General features: G+C 57.8%; 16 protein-coding genes and 2 pseudogenes. 13 read left to right on the top strand and 5 right to left on the bottom strand.

Annotated features, from left to right (window positions below; all coding sequences use genetic code 11):
• Nucleotides 1-179 precede the first annotated feature (179 nt).
• The 6 genes from IFT66_RS14620 (at nucleotide 180) to pncB (ending at nucleotide 6,931) form a co-directional block, all read left to right on the top strand.
• Nucleotides 180-1,265 carry a microcin C ABC transporter permease YejB gene (locus IFT66_RS14620; RefSeq protein ID WP_062454147.1) on the top strand — a complete coding sequence of 362 codons (1,086 nt, stop codon included), beginning with the start codon at nucleotides 180-182 and terminating at the stop codon, nucleotides 1,263-1,265.
• On the top strand, nucleotides 1,265-2,407 hold the full coding sequence (locus IFT66_RS14625; protein WP_192078063.1) for an ABC transporter permease: 1,143 nt from the start codon (nucleotides 1,265-1,267) through the stop codon (nucleotides 2,405-2,407). Before IFT66_RS14620 ends, IFT66_RS14625 begins: the two co-directional genes overlap by 1 nt.
• Nucleotides 2,408-2,411: 4 nt before the next feature.
• The gene (locus IFT66_RS14630) at nucleotides 2,412-4,040 is read left to right on the top strand and encodes an ABC transporter ATP-binding protein (RefSeq protein ID WP_192078064.1); all 1,629 of its coding nucleotides are present in this window, start codon (nucleotides 2,412-2,414) and stop codon (nucleotides 4,038-4,040) included.
• Nucleotides 4,041-4,062: 22 nt separating this feature from the next.
• Entirely contained in the window at nucleotides 4,063-5,013 is a 951-nt protein-coding gene (locus IFT66_RS14635) for a 2-hydroxyacid dehydrogenase (protein WP_192078065.1), read from the top strand.
• A gap of 109 nt (nucleotides 5,014-5,122) precedes the next feature.
• Nucleotides 5,123-5,467 carry a hypothetical protein gene (locus tag IFT66_RS14640; protein WP_139283899.1) on the top strand — a complete coding sequence of 115 codons (345 nt, stop codon included), beginning with the start codon at nucleotides 5,123-5,125 and terminating at the stop codon, nucleotides 5,465-5,467.
• A gap of 159 nt (nucleotides 5,468-5,626) precedes the next feature.
• Entirely contained in the window at nucleotides 5,627-6,931 is a 1,305-nt protein-coding gene (gene pncB, locus IFT66_RS14645) for a nicotinate phosphoribosyltransferase (protein WP_113109321.1), read from the top strand.
• Nucleotides 6,932-6,974: 43 nt separating this feature from the next.
• On the opposite strand, the pseudogene IFT66_RS14650 reads toward pncB, so the two are convergent.
• Nucleotides 6,975-7,352: pseudogene (locus tag IFT66_RS14650) on the bottom strand (DUF1236 domain-containing protein); the annotation flags it as partial.
• A 191-nt stretch (nucleotides 7,353-7,543) separates the two neighbouring features.
• Between IFT66_RS14650 and IFT66_RS14655 the strand changes: the two are divergent.
• From IFT66_RS14655 to IFT66_RS14680, 7 genes and pseudogenes are all read left to right on the top strand, one after another.
• Entirely contained in the window at nucleotides 7,544-7,939 is a 396-nt protein-coding gene (locus IFT66_RS14655; protein WP_062454141.1) for a response regulator, read from the top strand.
• A gap of 63 nt (nucleotides 7,940-8,002) precedes the next feature.
• Entirely contained in the window at nucleotides 8,003-9,010 is a 1,008-nt protein-coding gene (locus IFT66_RS14660; protein ID WP_192078067.1) for an NAD-dependent epimerase/dehydratase family protein, read from the top strand.
• A 311-nt stretch (nucleotides 9,011-9,321) separates the two neighbouring features.
• Nucleotides 9,322-9,525: pseudogene (locus IFT66_RS23940) on the top strand (hypothetical protein); the annotation flags it as partial.
• Between the two features lie 411 nt (nucleotides 9,526-9,936).
• Nucleotides 9,937-10,098, top strand: coding sequence for a hypothetical protein (locus IFT66_RS14665; protein ID WP_192078068.1), 162 nt, complete (start codon nucleotides 9,937-9,939; stop codon nucleotides 10,096-10,098).
• Between the two features lie 149 nt (nucleotides 10,099-10,247).
• Nucleotides 10,248-10,514 carry a hypothetical protein gene (locus IFT66_RS14670; RefSeq protein WP_192078069.1) on the top strand — a complete coding sequence of 89 codons (267 nt, stop codon included), beginning with the start codon at nucleotides 10,248-10,250 and terminating at the stop codon, nucleotides 10,512-10,514.
• 11 nt (nucleotides 10,515-10,525) lie between these two features.
• Nucleotides 10,526-10,771 carry a hypothetical protein gene (locus IFT66_RS14675; RefSeq protein ID WP_192078070.1) on the top strand — a complete coding sequence of 82 codons (246 nt, stop codon included), beginning with the start codon at nucleotides 10,526-10,528 and terminating at the stop codon, nucleotides 10,769-10,771.
• A gap of 468 nt (nucleotides 10,772-11,239) precedes the next feature.
• Nucleotides 11,240-12,469 carry a phage major capsid protein gene (locus IFT66_RS14680; RefSeq protein WP_207105887.1) on the top strand — a complete coding sequence of 410 codons (1,230 nt, stop codon included), beginning with the start codon at nucleotides 11,240-11,242 and terminating at the stop codon, nucleotides 12,467-12,469.
• Nucleotides 12,470-12,733: 264 nt separating this feature from the next.
• Here the strand turns inward: IFT66_RS14680 and IFT66_RS14685 are convergent, their stop codons facing one another.
• The 4 genes from IFT66_RS14685 to IFT66_RS14700 form a co-directional block, all read right to left on the bottom strand.
• Nucleotides 12,734-13,405, bottom strand: coding sequence for a hypothetical protein (locus tag IFT66_RS14685; protein ID WP_192078072.1), 672 nt, complete (start codon nucleotides 13,403-13,405; stop codon nucleotides 12,734-12,736).
• 179 nt (nucleotides 13,406-13,584) lie between these two features.
• Entirely contained in the window at nucleotides 13,585-14,235 is a 651-nt protein-coding gene (locus tag IFT66_RS14690) for a hypothetical protein (protein WP_192078073.1), read from the bottom strand.
• Nucleotides 14,236-14,276: 41 nt separating this feature from the next.
• Nucleotides 14,277-15,026: a hypothetical protein gene (locus IFT66_RS14695; RefSeq protein ID WP_192078074.1), complete on the bottom strand. Its 750-nt coding sequence runs from the start codon at nucleotides 15,024-15,026 to the stop codon at nucleotides 14,277-14,279.
• Nucleotides 15,027-15,217: 191 nt separating this feature from the next.
• Nucleotides 15,218-16,324 (bottom strand): HEPN domain-containing protein, encoded by a 1,107-nt coding sequence (locus tag IFT66_RS14700; protein WP_192078075.1) that lies wholly within the window; start codon nucleotides 16,322-16,324, stop codon nucleotides 15,218-15,220.
• Nucleotides 16,325-16,658: the final 334 nt, after the last annotated feature.

Raw genomic sequence — 16,658 nt, forward strand, 5'->3', positions numbered from 1 at the left:
GTGGCTTCTGCGCACCTGTTCCAAATGACCCTATTGATTCGCACCTACGATGAGGATTGCCGTTTGACCCCTGCGCCGGATTTCGGTGATGCGAGAGCAGTCCCAGCAGACGTGCGAAGCGGACGTGCGTCCGGAGTTTCGTCCGATATCAGGCCACAGCCGAAAAGCAGGGTGCTCTGATGGGCGCCTATATTCTTCGTCGCCTGCTGCTGATGATCCCGACGCTGGTCGGCATCATGGCAATCTCCTTCCTTGTCGTGCAGTTTGCGCCCGGCGGTCCTGTCGAGCAGATCATTGCGCAGGTTCAGGGACAGGATAGCGGCGACCGCCTTTCGGGCGGCGGTGGCGATCTCATGGGTCAGGGCGGCGGTGGCGATGAATCGCGCTATCGCGGCGCCCAGGGGCTCGATCCGGAATTCATCAAGAAGCTCGAGCAGCAATTCGGTTTCGACAAGCCGCCGCTCACTCGCTTTCTCGACATGATGTGGAATTACGCGCGCTTTGATTTCGGCGAAAGCTTCTTCCGCAACACATCCGTGATCGACCTGATCATCGACAAGCTGCCGGTGTCGATCTCGCTCGGTTTCTGGATTCTGATCGTGTCCTATCTGATCTCGATCCCGCTCGGCATTCGCAAGGCGGTCAAGGACGGCTCGACCTTCGACGTCTGGACGTCGGGCATCGTCATCGTCGGCTATGCGGTTCCGGGCTTCCTGTTCGGCATCCTGTTGATCGTGATGTTCGCAGGCGGTTCCTTCCTCGACTGGTTCCCCCTGCGGGGCCTCGTCTCTGATAATTTCGACCAGCTCACCTGGTGGCAGAAGATCATCGACTATTTCTGGCACCTGACGCTGCCGCTGATCGCGCTGTCGCTATCGGCCTTTGCCACGACAACGCTTCTGACCAAAAATTCCTTTATCGACGAGATCAAGAAACAGTATGTCACGACCGCCCGCGCCAAGGGTCTCAACGAGCGGCAGGTGCTTTATGGCCACGTCTTCCGCAACGCCATGCTGATCGTCATCGCCGGTTTCCCGAGCGCCTTTATCTCGGCCTTCTTTACCGGCTCACTGCTGATTGAGAACATCTTCTCGCTGGATGGGCTCGGCCGCCTCGGCTACCTCTCCATCATCAACCGCGATTATCCGATCGTGTTCGGCACGCTCTACATCTTCTCGCTGATGGGCCTTGTCGTCAGCCTGATCTCCGACCTCGTCTATACCTGGATCGATCCGCGCATCGATTTCGAGCGGAGGGACGTGTGATGCAGACACCTGCCGTGACACCGTCCGAGGCAATCCCCGTCAAGCGCCCGCTGATGTCGCCGACCAATCGGCGACGGCTGGCCAATTTCCGTGCCAACAAGCGCGGCTTCTGGTCCTTCTGGATCTTCATGGTGTTGTTCGTTCTGGCGCTGTCCGCCGAGTTCATCGCCAATGACCGGCCGATCATTGCGTCCTACAAGGGCGAAATCCTCTATCCGGTGATGATTGACTATCCGGAAGAGAAATTCGGCGGCTTTCTCGCCACGACGGATTACCGCTCCGACTTCATCCAGCAGGAAATCGAGGCCAATGGCTGGATGATATGGCCGCCGATCCGCTATTCCTATCAAACGGTGAATTCGCAGATCCCCCATTCGGCGCCGACAAAACCCTTCTGGCTGATGTCTGCCGATGAACGCTGCAAGGCCTATCCGCAGGGCACACAGGATCCCAATTGCAGCCTCGGCAACCTCAACTGGCTCGGCACGGATGACCAGGCGCGCGACGTGACGGCGCGGATGATCTACGGGTTCCGTCTCTCCGTCCTGTTTGGCCTTGCGCTCACCATCTGTTCGGCCGTCATCGGCGTGACATCAGGCGCCATTCAGGGCTATTTCGGCGGCTGGGTCGATCTTCTGATGCAGCGCTTCATCGAGATCTGGTCGTCCATGCCGGTCCTCTATATCCTGCTGATCATCGCAGCCATCCTGCCGCCGGGCTTCTTCGTGCTGCTCGGCATCATGCTGTTGTTCTCCTGGGTGGGCTTTGTCGGCGTCGTGCGTGCGGAATTCCTGCGCGCCCGCAATTTCGAATATGTCCGGGCTGCCCGCGCCTTGGGGGTCGGCAATGCCACGATCATGTATCGGCACCTTTTGCCGAATGCGATGGTCGCGACCCTGACCTTCCTGCCCTTCATCCTGTCGGGCTCGATTGCGACACTGACCTCGCTGGACTTTCTGGGCCTCGGCATGCCGGCCGGATCGCCGTCGCTGGGTGAAATGATCGCCCAGGGCAAGAACAACCTCCAGGCTCCATGGCTCGGCCTCACGGCCTTCTTCACGATGTCGATCATGATGTCGCTGCTGATCTTCATCGGCGAGGCTGTGCGCGATGCCTTCGATCCGAGAAAGACGTTTGGGTGAAACCATGACCGAACCGCTTCTCTCCGTGCGTGATCTCTCCGTCGCCTTCCATCAGGGCGGCGCAACGACGCTTGCCGTCGACAAGGTGTCGTTCGACATTAACCCGGGCGAGGTTCTGGCGCTTGTCGGTGAATCCGGTTCCGGCAAGTCGGTAACGGCCAATTCCATCCTCAAGCTTCTGTCCTATCCAGCGGCAAGCCATCCCTCCGGCGAGATCCTGTTTGATGGCCGCGATCTCCTGAAGGCATCGGAACCTGACCTGCGCCGCGTGCGCGGCAACGACATCACGATGATCTTTCAAGAGCCGATGACGTCGCTCAATCCGCTTCACACGATCGAGAAGCAGATCGGCGAGATCCTCGACCTGCATCAGGGCGTCTCCGGCCAGACGGCGCGGGATCGTACGTTGGAACTGCTGAACCAGGTCGGTATCCGCGATCCGGAAAAGCGCCTACAGGCCTATCCGCACGAGCTTTCGGGCGGCCAGCGCCAGCGCGTGATGATCGCCATGGCGCTTGCCAACCGGCCGAAACTCTTGATCGCCGACGAACCGACCACGGCGCTCGACGTCACGGTACAGGCACAGATCCTCGATCTGTTGCGCGCGCTAAAGGGCGAGCATGGCACGTCGATGCTGTTCATCACCCACGATCTCGGCATCGTGCGCAAATTCGCCGATCGTGTCTGCGTCATGACGAAGGGCAAGATTGTCGAGGCCGGCAGCGTCGAGGACGTCTTCACCAAGCCGCAGCACCCTTACACCCAGCATCTCCTGGCATCCGAACCGCGCGGCGAACCGCCGGTCGTCGATCCGCAAAGCCCTGTGGTAATGGAAGGCAAGGACATCCGTGTCTGGTTCCCGGTCAAGGCCGGTTTCATGCGCAGGGTGGTCGATCACGTCAAGGCGGTCGATGGTGTAGACCTGACGCTGCGCGCCGGTGAAACGCTCGGCGTCGTCGGCGAATCCGGTTCCGGGAAGACGACGCTGGGCTTGGCGCTCGCCCGGCTGATTTCGTCGGAAGGCCGCATCGTCTTCATCGGCAACGATATCGGCAACTATTCCTTCAAGCAGATGCGGCCGTTCCGCGACCGGCTGCAGGTCGTGTTTCAGGATCCGTTCGGGTCGCTCAGCCCGCGCATGCCGGTCGGCGAGATCATTGCCGAGGGTCTCAAGGTCCACGAGAGCCAGCTTTCGGCCGACGAGCGGGATGCCCGCGTCGTCTGGGCGCTTGGCGAAGTGGGGCTCGATCCGGCCACGCGCTGGCGCTACCCGCATGAATTCTCCGGCGGCCAGCGGCAGCGTATCGCGATTGCCCGCGCCATGGTGCTGAAGCCGCGCTTCGTCATGCTCGACGAACCCACATCGGCGCTCGACATGACGGTGCAGGCGCAGGTCGTTGATCTTCTCCGCGACCTGCAGAAGAAGCATAACCTCGCATACCTCTTCATCAGCCATGACCTGAAGGTGGTAAAGGCGCTCGCCAACCACGTCATCGTTATGCGGCTCGGCAAGGTGGTCGAAGAGGGGCCGGCCGATCAGATTTTCCGGGCTCCCCGCGAGGATTATACCCGTGCCCTCATGGCCGCAGCCTTCAACCTGGAAGCCGTCGAAGCCGGCGCCATCAATCAGTAATCTCAAAATCCGGGAATAGGACATGTCCGAAAAAGGCGCGGTCGTCATCGATCTCAAATTCGAGCAGCGTGAAATGCACGCGGCCCTCGAGGGCGCCTTCCCCGGGCGAACCATCCTGCATGCCGCAGACAAGGCGGCGGATCTGTCCCAGGCGCGCTATGCGGTCATGTGGAAGCCGGATGTCGATCTCTTCCAGCGCGCGCCGAACCTCGACGTGCTCTTTTCCGGCGGCGCCGGCGTCGATTCCATCCTCGCCACCCCCGGATTGCCGGATCGCCCGATCGTCCGCTTCGTCGACCAGAGCCTGACGACACGCATGAGCGAATGGGTAGTCTTGCAGGCGCTGAGTCATCTGCGACAGATGCCGACCTACCTTGCCCAGCAGCGTCGCAGCGAGTGGCGCGAACTCGCCCAGCCGGAGGCAAAGGACCTGACGGTTGGCGTCATGGGTCTCGGCAAGCTCGGTCTCGATTCTGTCGCCAAGCTGAAGATCATGGGCTTCAATGTCATCGGCTGGTCGCGCAGTGCCAAGGTGATCGAGGGCGTCGAGACGTTCGATGCCGATGGGCTGAATGCATTTCTCGGCCGCACCGATATCCTTGTCGGCCTCCTGCCGCTGACGCCGGAGACCCGCGGCCTGTTCGATTCCTCGCTGTTTGCAAAACTTCGCCAGGGCGGCGCTCTTGGCAAACCGGTCTTCATCAACGCCGGCCGCGGCGGCAGCCAGGTCGAGGCCGATCTCGTGTCGGCGCTCGAGACTGGCATGCTGGGTGGAGCGTCACTGGATGTCTTCGAACAGGAGCCATTGTCGAAGGAGAGCCCTTTCTGGTCCATGGACAACGTCATCGTGACGCCGCATGCAGCCTCCGCATCGGATATCCGCGCACTGTTTCGCAATGCCGAGGTGCAGATGCAGCGGTTCGAAGCCGGTGAGGCACTGCAGCACGTCGTGGACCGCACAGCCGGCTATTAGCCCCTGTTCCCAATCCCGCGGGGCCTAAACGGAACCATTCGCACCAACCCGCGGTTTAGCTGGCATGGACCGGCGTGACGACGATGATGCCGGCAATGGAGGAGTGATCATGAACACCCGTTTCGATGCCGACAAACCCACACCGAACGTCTCGCGCGGCACAAGTTCCAACCCGAACGGCGCACCGGTTCAGGAAACTGCGACCGAAGCGCGTCAGGGTTCCTACGGCAAGCCGATGCTGATCGTGCTGGTTTGCGGTCTCGTTCTTGCGGTCGTCGCCTGGAGCGGCGCCGAGTGGTGGGGCGAATCGACAGATGCTCCGACGGAGCAGACCGCCACGCCGCCGGCTGGTAGCACGACACCTGGCAACTCCACCGGCGCAGCACCCAGCAACGCGCCGGTCACCCAGCCGCAGGCCCCGACAACCAATGATCGTCCCTCCGGAAATCCATGATTGGCCCGTCTCGTTCGGCCGCGATCTCGCGGCCGAATTGCGTTCTGGACTTGCCAAGTCATTTGCCGATAAGACTTTGCCCGGGATTGGCGCAGGGTTTCGAAATCTCGCGAGACGCCGATGTGGTGGAGCCGGCCGTCTGGCCGGGCAGGGGCAGGCATGACGAAGACTGATATTGCGACCAGGGTTTATAACCACACCTGGAAGCTGGACCCGATCATACGCAGTCTGATCGACACCGATTTCTACAAGCTGCTGATGCTGCAGATGATCTGGAAACTTTATCCGGACGTCAACGCGACTTTTTCGGTCATCAACCGGACGACGAGCGTCAGGCTCGCCGAGGAAATCGACGAGGCTGCCTTGCGCGAGCAGCTCGACCATGCCCGCACTGTCGGTCTTTCCAAGAAGGAAATGATCTGGCTCACCGGTAACACCTTCTACGGCAAGAAGCAGATTTTCGAGCCGGAATTCCTGACCTGGCTGTCGACCTTTAAACTGCCGGAATACGAACTTTCCAAGCATAACGGCCAATACGAGCTGACCTTCCACGGCAAGTGGATGGAGACGACGATGTGGGAAATCCCGGCATTGGCGATCATCAACGAGATGCGGTCCCGCTCGGCCATGCGGACGCTCGGCTATTTCACCCTCGATGTGCTCTATGCCCGTGCCAAGGCCAAGATGTGGGAGAAGGTCGAGCGTCTGCGCACGCTTCCCGGTCTTCGTATCTCCGATTTTGGCACGCGGCGCCGCCACAGCTTCATGTGGCAGCGCTGGTGTGTCGAAGCCCTGAAGGAAGGGATCGGCGGCGCCTTTACCGGGACGAGCAACGTGCTCCTGGCAATGGATTCCGATCTCGAAGCCGTCGGCACCAACGCGCACGAACTTCCCATGGTGGCCGCAGCCTTGGCGGAGACAGATGAGGACCTGCGCCAGGCACCCTATCAGGTGCTAAAAGACTGGAACCGGCTTTATCACGGCAACCTCTTGATCGTGCTTCCCGATGCGTTCGGCACGGCCGCCTTCCTGCGCGACGCTCCGGACTGGGTTGCCGACTGGACCGGCTTCCGGCCGGACAGCGCACCGCCCATTGAAGGCGGCGAAAAGATCATCGCCTGGTGGAACAAGATGGGGCGTGATCCGCGAGAGAAGCTTCTGATCTTTTCGGACGGTCTGGATGTCGAAGCAATCGTCGATACCTACCGCCATTTCGAGGGACGGGCACGCATGAGCTTCGGCTGGGGGACAAACCTCACCAATGATTTTGCCGATTGTGCGCCACAGGAAATCGCCGGTCTCAAGCCGATCTCGGTCGTCTGCAAGGTGACCGAAGCGAATGGCCGCCCCGCCGTCAAGCTTTCCGACAATCCCCGCAAGGCAACCGGCGAACCGTCGGAAGTCGAGCGGTATCTCAAATTCTTCGGTCAGGAAGACCGCGTCGACCAGAAGGTCGTCGTCTAGTCATTTCCGCAATCAAAAAGGCCCGGCGAGGAAGCTCGCCGGNGGTGTTGGTTTCCGGATCAACGATGACGCGCTGGTTGTTGACGACCGTGTACGCGTATTTCGGATTGCTCGGCACAGGTGTCACGACGACGGTCTGCGGGATCCGCTTGCCGACGGCGATCGGCTGCTCGACCCTGTAGGCGGTGGTAGGCAGCGGCTGTTCCTGGACGTAGGTCACGACTTCGCGCGGTGGCGGGTCGATTGCTGTCCCGGCAACGGCGCCGATAACGCCACCAACTGCAGCGCCAACCGGGCCGCCAACGATCGCGCCGGTGACCGCGCCGCCTGCGGCGCCTGTAACAGTACCCTGCTGTGCAAAGGCTTGGCCGGTAAAGGCTGTCGCGAGGATGATGCAGGAAGCAAATGTCAGCTTCTTCATGGTGGTTCTCCTTTTTCTATACGCTCGGGCCTAACAACGGTAGAACTTGCAAACTCGTTCCGGAGCGGTTGTCACCTTTCGTAACCGGATGTAACGTTGTGCGGCGCTCTTGGCATCGGCGGATGTGGAGCAGGGCTTGCCTCTGCCGCGCTTCCGCCTATGTTTTCCTTCAACGCGCAGAGGAATTTGATGTGGAATACCGATTTCTGATTGTCGAAGACAGCTTGCTTGTCGCCATGGACATCGAGGATGCCGTCCATCGCAGCGGGCACGATGTCGTGGGCATTGCACCCGACATGACCGTTGCCTTGAACTACACCCGCGAGACCGACATCGCTTTCGTGGATGTCAGGCTGGCGGATGGGGAGACGGGTCCTGAAATCGCCAAGACGCTTGCCGAATTCGGCATCATCGTCATTATGATCACGGGCAATCCGGGTCTTGTCGCATCCGGAGTTTCAGGCGTTGTGGGCGTTATGGCGAAGCCCCTGACCGATCAGGCCTCCATGGATCTCATCCAGTTTGCGGTGGATCGCAAGAATGGCCGTCAGGGAACGCCGCCGGCAAGGCTGCGGCTGTTCCACTAATTGGTCTGTCCATAGTCGCATCAAGCGGTTATGACGTTACGCAAAGCAATTGCGGGACGATCGATGCGGTATTTCATCACTGGCACGGCGGGATTTATCGGCTTCCATCTGGCGCGGCGTCTGCTCCAAGATGGTCAAGAGGTTCTCGGCTTCGATGGAATGACGCCCTATTACAGCCTCAAGCTCAAGGAAGCGCGCGTCGCCGGCCTCGTGCAGTTTCCCTCCTTCCGCCCCGTCGAGGCGATGCTGGAAGACCGGGAAACGCTGCAGGCGGCAATCCGCGAATTCAAACCTGACGTGATCGTCCATCTCGCCGCCCAGGCGGGCGTCCGCTATAGTCTCGAAAACCCCAAGGCCTATCTGGACAGCAATCTGATCGGCTCGTGGAACGTGCTCGAAGCGGCCCGCGAAGCCAATGTCGGCCACCTTCTGCTGGCCTCGACCTCCTCGGTCTACGGTGCCAATCCGGATATTCCCTTCCGCGAAACCGACAAGGCCGACGAGCCGCTCACCTTCTATGCGGCCAGCAAGAAGGCAATGGAGGCGATGGCCCATAGCTACGCCCATCTCTACAAGATCCCGACCACGGCCTTCCGCTTTTTCACCGTCTACGGCCCCTGGGGCCGGCCGGACATGGCTTTGTTCAAATTCGTCAAGGCGATGATTGAGGATCAGGAAATCGAGATCTACGGCGAAGGCAAGATGAGCCGCGATTTCACCTATATCGACGACCTCGTCGATTCGATCGTGGATCTCGCGTCGATCATTCCGTCTGAAGACAACCGCGTCGCCGGTATCGACACGCTGTCGCATCAGGGTCCGTTCCGCATCGTCAATATCGGCGGTGGTCAGCCTGCCGGTCTGATGGATTTCGTCGAAACGATCGAGAAGATCATGGGCAAACCGGCGAAACGGAAAATGCTGCCGATGCAGCAGGGCGACGTCCCCCGCACCTTCGCAAGCCCCGACCTGCTGCTCGCACTGACCGGCCGCAAACCCGAGATCGGCCTTAACGAAGGCGTTCGCGCTTTCGTCGAATGGTATCTGGAACACCGCAGCCAGATCGACTAGCGCTCGGGATGTTCAACGGGGGAAGTCTGAAGATTGGGTTGGGAAGTGATGGCGGACAGAGCGGAAGTCTCCCGCCTCTTTCCCACCAGATACTTAGCAAGCCCAACAGCCAGATTTGCCTCATTGAAAAGACTGCTGTTTCTAACGGCGTTCCCAACAAAATAGAGGCCGCAGCCAAGTGGCTGGTGAGAAATCGCGATGCTGTGAGGGGACCTGTACTCCCCTTCCTGCGGCGCACGTTCGACCTGACAAGTTTGCAGGCGATTGAGGCGTCTAAGCTCGCTCACCGGATGGAATATGAGGGCTGACAGGTGGCCCTCAAGCCCAATGACATCCTCTTTGCATACAAGGCGATCAGTCTCTCACCGGTAAGCGCTGCGGCTCACCGGGTAGGCAGCGCGTTGATAGATCATTTCAATCGAAAGACTGGTCAATGCGATCCCGGCACAGAGCGCTTGGCGCGCCTCCTCGGCATTGACACCAAAACCGTGAAGACGGCTACAGCGCAGCTCTGCGAGGCAGGGCTGTTTACGAAGAGCAGTCACGGAGGGAATGGGCATCGCGCCAGCTACGCCCCACAGTGGCACGAATTCAACCGTCTAGTGCGCGATTGGGATGCCAAGATGAGGGGTGGCAACGGGGCGAAAACGCCCCATTCGGATGCTGGTCCAAACGGGGCGGAAACGCCCCATTCAACGGGGCGAAAACGCCCCTTCAAAGGGGGCGAAAACGCCCCACAAACCAATACGAGTAACCAATCTAATAAACCAATACGTCCCTCTCAGGCTTCACACACTGCCGCTGAGAGCATCATCCCGAGAAGATCGGAGCAACCGTTGCAAGGGCTTTGGAGAGGGAGTGAGAGGCGAACGCCGTCACACCATCAGGTTGCAAGGGAGCAAGCGTTGAAGCGGTGGAACCTAGACATGATGCGCTGCTGCGGATCGGGTTACGATCGCTTCATCGAGTGGATCACCGAAGACGTCAGCGAGCTGGCAACGGCGGCTGAGATGAAGCGTCGCGGCGAAGGCGCAGTGCTCCTGGTCAACCGGATGCATGCCTCGGGGTTGACGGTGGGGGGCGGGTGAAAAGTCTGAAAACCCTCGTTCGCCTGCACCCGCGTCCCCCTCACTCACACATTTTATTTTGCGGCCCGTTTAATTTTCCCGCAAAGCCCGCACTGAACTCAATTCCGACCTATGCAGATTGCTAACGCATTGAGGAGATTTGATAAAACATGCCCACGAGCAATGATTTGGGGAATATTTCCCGATTAAGTTTACGGCCTCTGATCACGTGCAGTTGCACGATCTGTGGCGCCGATTTCGAGAAAGCCGAAGGCTCGCGTCGCGAGGTGTGTTCCTTCCAATGCAAGGCAGAACGAAGTCGCCGCTACAGCCGAAAGTACCAGGCGGATGGCCGGCGCGTGCTGGCGGAGTTCCGCAGCCGCTTCGACGGTCGAGATCCGACCGACGAGGAAATCCTCCAGCTTCTCGACAAGTGAAAGCCAAACACATGACCCATAAAATCCAATCACAGACTGACGAGCAGAAGGCACTCTGCGACCGGCTCATCACGGGCGCGGCACACATGATGGTCGATGACGCTGGCGTACCAGTACCGCTGATGCTCGACCGGATCTTGACCTTTGCGGCCGCGCAATCCTGCGCGAATGAAGGCAAGGCGCGCACGGCCGCTGCGTTCCGCGACCTGGCGGCGCGCATCGAGGCCGGGGCGCTCGATCGGAAGGGTCTGCAATGACGCGCGTCCTCAAAGCTCGGCAGCCTGGACAGAAAACGCGGCGCTCCGCTGTCGTCTCTCGGCCGGCGGCAGATCCGAACAAGCCTTCCGCCGTCCGTATCGTCGAGCATGCGTTGCGGGCGAAGGGCTGGCCGATGAGTGCGCGGCGGAAAATGCTCAGCCTCATCAAGACGGGTAACGGCGATGCGCCGTTTTCCCACGACGAAGGCGACGAGGCCCGCTTGACAGAAATCGGCGCGTCCCCTACCTGTGAACCAACGCATGCTTCGCGCTGCGAGTGTCAGAGCCTGGTGCCTGACACGCTTGGACCACCGGCATGGCCTCGCGCTGCCGACCCAATCGACAAATGACCGCCTATCAGCGGTTTTTTCCCACCGTTCAATTCAACGGCGGCGATTGGTAGCGCTATCTCAGTTCATGCACCGGTCCCGCCTCACGTAGAGGCAAACTCTCATGCAAAAGCACCGCATGCCTTCCGTATCTCTCGCGCTTATGAGCGGCGCGGCACCCTTGGCTGTTCGTGGATCTGTCCGCAACGACGAAGGCACATCGCGCAGTGAGCAGCGCCAGCTCAATCGCCTGATGGGCGACGTTAAGCAGGAGCTCCAGCGGGTCGGGACAGAAATCAAGTCTCAGGTCGACGAACATGCCGACCGTATCGAAGCACTCGAAACACGCCAGCTGGACGTCGAGCAGAGTGCGGTCGGCCGCGCTCGCAATCGCGGCGGAAGTGGTGTTGCAGCGACTTGGGGCGAAACCGTCGCCGCCAGCACCGACTATCAAGCCTTCGTGGCCAACAGCTGCAAGGGCAAGGCTAAGATCCCCGTTGCCAACGCGATCACTTCCGTAAGCACGTCCGGGGGCGCTTTGGTCTCGCCGGATCGCCAGGCGTCCGGCGTGATGCTTCCGCGCCGTCGCATGACAATCCGCGCACTTCTCGGGCAGGGCCGGACTAACTCGGGGTCAGTCGAATACTTCAAGGAAACGCTTTTCGTGAACAATGCGGCCGTTGTCGCGGAAACAGCGCAGAAGCCGGAAAGCAACATCCAGTACGAACTCGATCAGGCCCCTGTCCGCACGATTGCTCACTGGATCCCGGCATCTCGGCAGGTCATGGAAGATGCGCCGCAGCTCGCAACCCTGGTCGATGGATCGCTCCGCTACGGCCTGGCCTTCGCGGAAGAAACGCAGCTCCTGTACGGCGACGGCCTCGGCCAGAACCTGCGTGGCATGGTTCCCCAGGCGACCGCGTTCGATATCACCCGTGTAACGGATGGCGATACCCGGATCGACGTGATCAGCCATGCGCTCAGCCAGGCCGAAGAAGCCGATCTGCCGTCCTCCGGCATCATCCTCAACACTCGGGACTGGCTCGATATGCTGCGCCAGAAGGATGCGAACGGTAACTACCTCTCGAATGGCCCGTGGTCAGGTGGTCCGAACACGCTGTGGGGCCTTCCGGTGGTCTGGACGAACAGTATGGCGCGGGGTGACTTCCTCGTCGGCGCTTTCGAGACGGCAACCCAGATCTGGGACCGCATGGACCCGGAAGTGTTGGTTTCCGATGAGGACCGCGACAACTTCATCAAGAACATGCTGACCATTCGCGCCGAAGAGCGCCTGGCCTTTGCGGTCAAGCGTGCGGCGGCTCTGATCCATGGTGACTTCGAAGACGCTCTGGCCGCGATCGCTGGCTAGGACGAGTGGGGCGGCGGCTTCGGTTCAATTCCGCCGCCCCATGACAGATGCAAGCGGATCGGACGCCTACACTGGCGATGGTGTTTCGGAGATTGCTGCCTACGGCGTCGACGTTCGTTAGCCCACCACCCGAACATCTACCTAGTAAGAATCATCCAAGTTTTTCCAGCATCATTTACGAAGGAAAGAAGGCATACGCCGAAAATTTCTGCACCAGTTTTTGCAGTAGTTCGCAATTTTCGCAGCACACCGAGATGCGTGATGCTACGCGTCCACCGCATATTCTGCGGCGAGCTTGCGCATCCCGGCAATAATTTCAAACCCGCGGCTGTTCTGAATGAACAGCGCAATTTGATCTTGCCCGTCAATCAGCCGTTCGTCAGAAGCAAACATATCCGCGTCGCTATATGACCCAAGATCTTCAAACTCGGCCACGTCAGCGATCAAAGTCGCTGTGTCATCGAGGATGGATTTCAGTTTTGTGATACTGCCGTAAAGGGGACCATCGAAGAGAGGCAGACAATCCTCCACCGCCCTATCGTTGAGCATCGCAGCGATTGTCTGGTGTAACGACAACAGATGATACGCGTTTATTCGGATAAACGTGCGGTGCTCTTTTCTTGGGCGATCTTTGGGAAAAATCGTCCAAAGATGCTCCAATTTTTTGAAACTCAAAGCTAACTCTTCGGCCAGCGGTTTTGTTGCGCGCTCAACGCGAAGCCTATCTGCCCGAAGTGATAATTCCAAGATTTGCGTGTGCCGGGCATTACTTTTTTCGTCGGTTCGACGCGCTTGCCAAACTGCCAATGCTGCCGCAGCAACTGCCAGCAGACCTGTGATCAGGGTTTGATAGTCATACACGAAGCGGCCCACGCGATCGCTAGTACCCGACCATATAGCAGCGGGAACGGTTGCAGCAGCTACTACTACAAACATCAGTCCGATTAGCCACAGCACATACCGTTCCGACATAAGTCCTCTAAACCACGAGCAGAAAGGGCGCAATTTTAGCCTGTGAAGGCGAAAAATACAGTATCGGAAAACAGCGTTTCAGAAATTGACGCTATGCTTTGACATTCGCTGAAAACGGCTTGGCTCATTCATATGCCAGCTGCTCAGTTAGGCTCAAACCATACATTGAAAGCACCGGCACCCGTCCCGCAAGTCACAAAGAATACGGGCCTGCCAGGCAAGCTTCTTGTCGGCGACATCGCGATGGTATCAGGCTGAATCTCTCTGCATCTGGTCTCACGGCTGATCTCATTGATTTTGGCAACAATAGATCTTTTGTAAGGGCTGCTGTGTTCATCCCAGTATAAATCCGTATCTACATAAATGCGTGCTCCGTCGCTGGATCGCTCGATGTTCCGAAAAACGATGTTCGGCGCCCATCCTTCTCGATCGGCCAGCCACGTTGGAGACGTGATTTTGACGAGCGTCCAGTCGCCATCTGCACATTTCTGTTCAACTGTCGTCGAGGTGTCGATCTGGTAATAGTACGGTCTCTTCAAAGCCTCAGAAGCGACGGGATTGTATTTTTTTTCGCCGTTTGGAGCATTTCGGATTTCATAAGCGCTGTTTAACGCAAGCTCTTTCCTGTCGACCTTATTGCCTATGAGGCACCCATCATCAACGGCCGAAGACTTGGAAATGGTCGCATACCGAGCAAGGTTCTCATCCCTAATCCTTTTCATCTCCTGGACTTCATCGCTATCGCCGCAGCCAGCAAGCGCTAACATCGTCACTAGAGCTAGTAATCTCTCCATCTCGCCCCCCAGGCAACAGTAGCAACACTGAAATCATCATGTCACGTTTCAGATGTTGTGCGAAGTTTCGACGGTTGATCCCATTCTTTAAGAAATTCTGACGTCGCGTTGGAATATGAAATCCAGCACTTACGTGAGAAGCCGCTAGTATATTTTAAGTTCAGTTCACACTTATAAAATAGATCTTTTAGGGCATATATGTCGTCTGACCGTCGTGTTTTTATAGCTATGTCCAGCTCTCGTGCAGCATCAAAGTTATTTATAAGCTTTTCCAGCCGCTTTACCTGCATGGAAACACTAGGTTTCACAGGGGGCATTACCTCGAAAAGCTCCATTATCTCGGTCCCGTAGCTTTGCTGTAGCTGGCGAGCTGAATCGACGACACGTGAGCAGCCAACGTGGTTCCATTCGAAAGCCTTATCGGCCATATCTCTGTTTATATCCTCCAAACTAATCAAGTATTCCTCTGCACTAAACAACTGCTGCTCAACTACATGCGCTAACGCAAAATCGCGCCTCATCGAAATTTTCACATTTTGCTTTTGGAATTTAAGTGCATCTTCCGAGTCTCTTTTCATCCTCTGTATGGTGAGGTAGGCCGCTGCGAATGCAAAATACCCTCCAAGCACGGATGCCCACTCGCGGATACAGGCTTCATCTTTTGCGCAGAGCATATCAGCAGATATACGAGGGCTTACCCACGCAAAACCAACGCAGCCCAGAAGGACGAAAAGGGCGACCAAGCCTGCCCGAAGAGCTAGCCACTCTTCTGTCGATTGAGGTTTCCTCATCCTATCCATACTCCAGGTTTGACACTTGGTCCGACGCAGGAAGTGGATATTCGTCCTGCGAATCTAGATAGTGTTGAGAAACTCTTTCTTGTAAAAAAATGCCAGTTGTTATCGCAAAAATGGGAATAGCAAAAATCTGCGTTGCGAAGACTTCAGGGGCCGTGCGCGGGAGGTCACCGTCAGTTACTTTGTTAGGGTGTTATTGAATTGAAGCGGTTCCACGGTGGGCCGCCGGTAAGCTCCCATTCTTCAGGGGCGGGAGCAGTTTTATTTTCGATAACGGCGCGAAGGACTGCCAGGCAGAGCTCCAAGCCATCTTCTGCCGTCCGTCGGTCATCATCTGGCCTTTTCCGCTTTGTGCTTCCGTGAACAACAGCGCTGCGAAGGCTATAAAAGTCGCGCACTCGCTTTCGAATCTCTTTACGCTCATTAAGCGATTTGCCCAGCAGAAGCGCAGTTCTCACCGAAACTTTGTGAGTAAGTTCCCCGGATCCTTGCCCAGAAAGAAGTGTCTCAAGGCAGATCGCGCCGTCGAGAGCCTTATCACCGGCGGACAGGCGCCGCCGTGCGGTATTCAGGCGCTCCAAAGGGATCTTGCAGGCGTCCATAACTTCTTTTGGACACTGCAAAAATTTTTCTACCCAATGAACTTCTCGCCAAGACAGAGTAAGTCCACCTAAGGGAAGAGAACCCTCAGTTTCGCTTCTGCTCCATATCCGAAAATACTCAGCAGCTTGCAAGTCAGGGTCTAGGAAATTGATCCAGGTCTCCGCAACGATAGGGTTGCATTTTTCAGATAACGACAATGAATTGACCGTAGCCCTCAGTTGCTCTTTTGCGTTACTCACACGCTCGATACCATTATCATAGACGCTGCCACCATCGGCAGCTCCGATGTCTATGCTTGCGACCGAAGTTCGATCGATGGACCATTTCGCCCCATCAACTTTCAGTGCGTTGAAGTTCTCCGTATCCGGCAATTCAGCTAGATCTCTGAAGCTGACGCCGTTACTGAAGCGGTGCGAGGAGCTGACGGCGAGGCCCAACACACGGCCCGCTAATTCGAGATTTGTTTTTTCGGTTTTTAGTACTCGATGATACCAAGCAACGGCATCTGGAGATCCTTGGCGGATAGAAAAGCGAAGTAGGTTTATAGCCTGGTCCTGAGGTCCGATTACGAGTTGCTTCGAGCAAAAGTAGCGGTTGTAACCTACTGAAAATTCTGGATGATCTTGCATTGCGTCGATGAGCGGTGCAGCTATCGTGAATATATTTGGGACGCCAAGTGCGTCCGACATGCCTGGATGTCGTCTGAGTTTAAACCATGTCTCTGCCTGCGGTCGCAGGCTATTCAGCACACTTCTAACATCATCATCGGTTGCCACAGATACTGCCTTTCTGACTTTGGATAGCTAAAAGTCGAGATTTACAAATGCCTGCGCACTCGCCCATGCTGGACCATTCCAGATCGCAACGTCATGGCAAACTTTGCCGCCACGTCCGTCCGCTGCCCGTTCGCCAAATTCGCGAGACGGGCAAAGCATTCCAGCCCGCCACAGGGTTCCAAAAGTTTTGGTACCCTCCAAACCGCAAAGAGGAGTCGCCAAGTTGGCGACTCTACTTCGACCGCAC

It is taken from the genome of Rhizobium sp. CFBP 13726 (genome assembly GCF_014841925.1).
Taxonomy (GTDB): Bacteria; Pseudomonadota; Alphaproteobacteria; order Rhizobiales; family Rhizobiaceae; genus Neorhizobium; species Neorhizobium soli.

Excerpts from the sequence above, each read along its gene's own strand:
- IFT66_RS14660 (WP_192078067.1), top strand. The coding sequence starts at position 8,003 with ATGCGGTATTTCATCACTGGCACGGCGGGATTTATCGGCTTCCATCTG.
- IFT66_RS14695 (WP_192078074.1), bottom strand. The coding sequence starts at position 15,026 with ATGAGGAAACCTCAATCGACAGAAGAGTGGCTAGCTCTTCGGGCAGGC.
- IFT66_RS14685 (WP_192078072.1), bottom strand. The coding sequence starts at position 13,405 with ATGTTTGTAGTAGTAGCTGCTGCAACCGTTCCCGCTGCTATATGGTCG.
- IFT66_RS14680 (WP_207105887.1), top strand. The coding sequence starts at position 11,240 with ATGCCTTCCGTATCTCTCGCGCTTATGAGCGGCGCGGCACCCTTGGCT.
- IFT66_RS14635 (WP_192078065.1), top strand. The coding sequence starts at position 4,063 with ATGTCCGAAAAAGGCGCGGTCGTCATCGATCTCAAATTCGAGCAGCGT.
- IFT66_RS14670 (WP_192078069.1), top strand. The coding sequence starts at position 10,248 with ATGCCCACGAGCAATGATTTGGGGAATATTTCCCGATTAAGTTTACGG.
- IFT66_RS14625 (WP_192078063.1), top strand. The coding sequence starts at position 1,265 with ATGCAGACACCTGCCGTGACACCGTCCGAGGCAATCCCCGTCAAGCGC.
- IFT66_RS14675 (WP_192078070.1), top strand. The coding sequence starts at position 10,526 with ATGACCCATAAAATCCAATCACAGACTGACGAGCAGAAGGCACTCTGC.
- IFT66_RS14620 (WP_062454147.1), top strand. The coding sequence starts at position 180 with ATGGGCGCCTATATTCTTCGTCGCCTGCTGCTGATGATCCCGACGCTG.
- IFT66_RS14700 (WP_192078075.1), bottom strand. The coding sequence starts at position 16,324 with ATGTCGGACGCACTTGGCGTCCCAAATATATTCACGATAGCTGCACCG.
- IFT66_RS14665 (WP_192078068.1), top strand. The coding sequence starts at position 9,937 with ATGATGCGCTGCTGCGGATCGGGTTACGATCGCTTCATCGAGTGGATC.
- IFT66_RS14640 (WP_139283899.1), top strand. The coding sequence starts at position 5,123 with ATGAACACCCGTTTCGATGCCGACAAACCCACACCGAACGTCTCGCGC.
- IFT66_RS14630 (WP_192078064.1), top strand. The coding sequence starts at position 2,412 with ATGACCGAACCGCTTCTCTCCGTGCGTGATCTCTCCGTCGCCTTCCAT.
- IFT66_RS14690 (WP_192078073.1), bottom strand. The coding sequence starts at position 14,235 with ATGGAGAGATTACTAGCTCTAGTGACGATGTTAGCGCTTGCTGGCTGC.
- pncB (WP_113109321.1), top strand. The coding sequence starts at position 5,627 with ATGACGAAGACTGATATTGCGACCAGGGTTTATAACCACACCTGGAAG.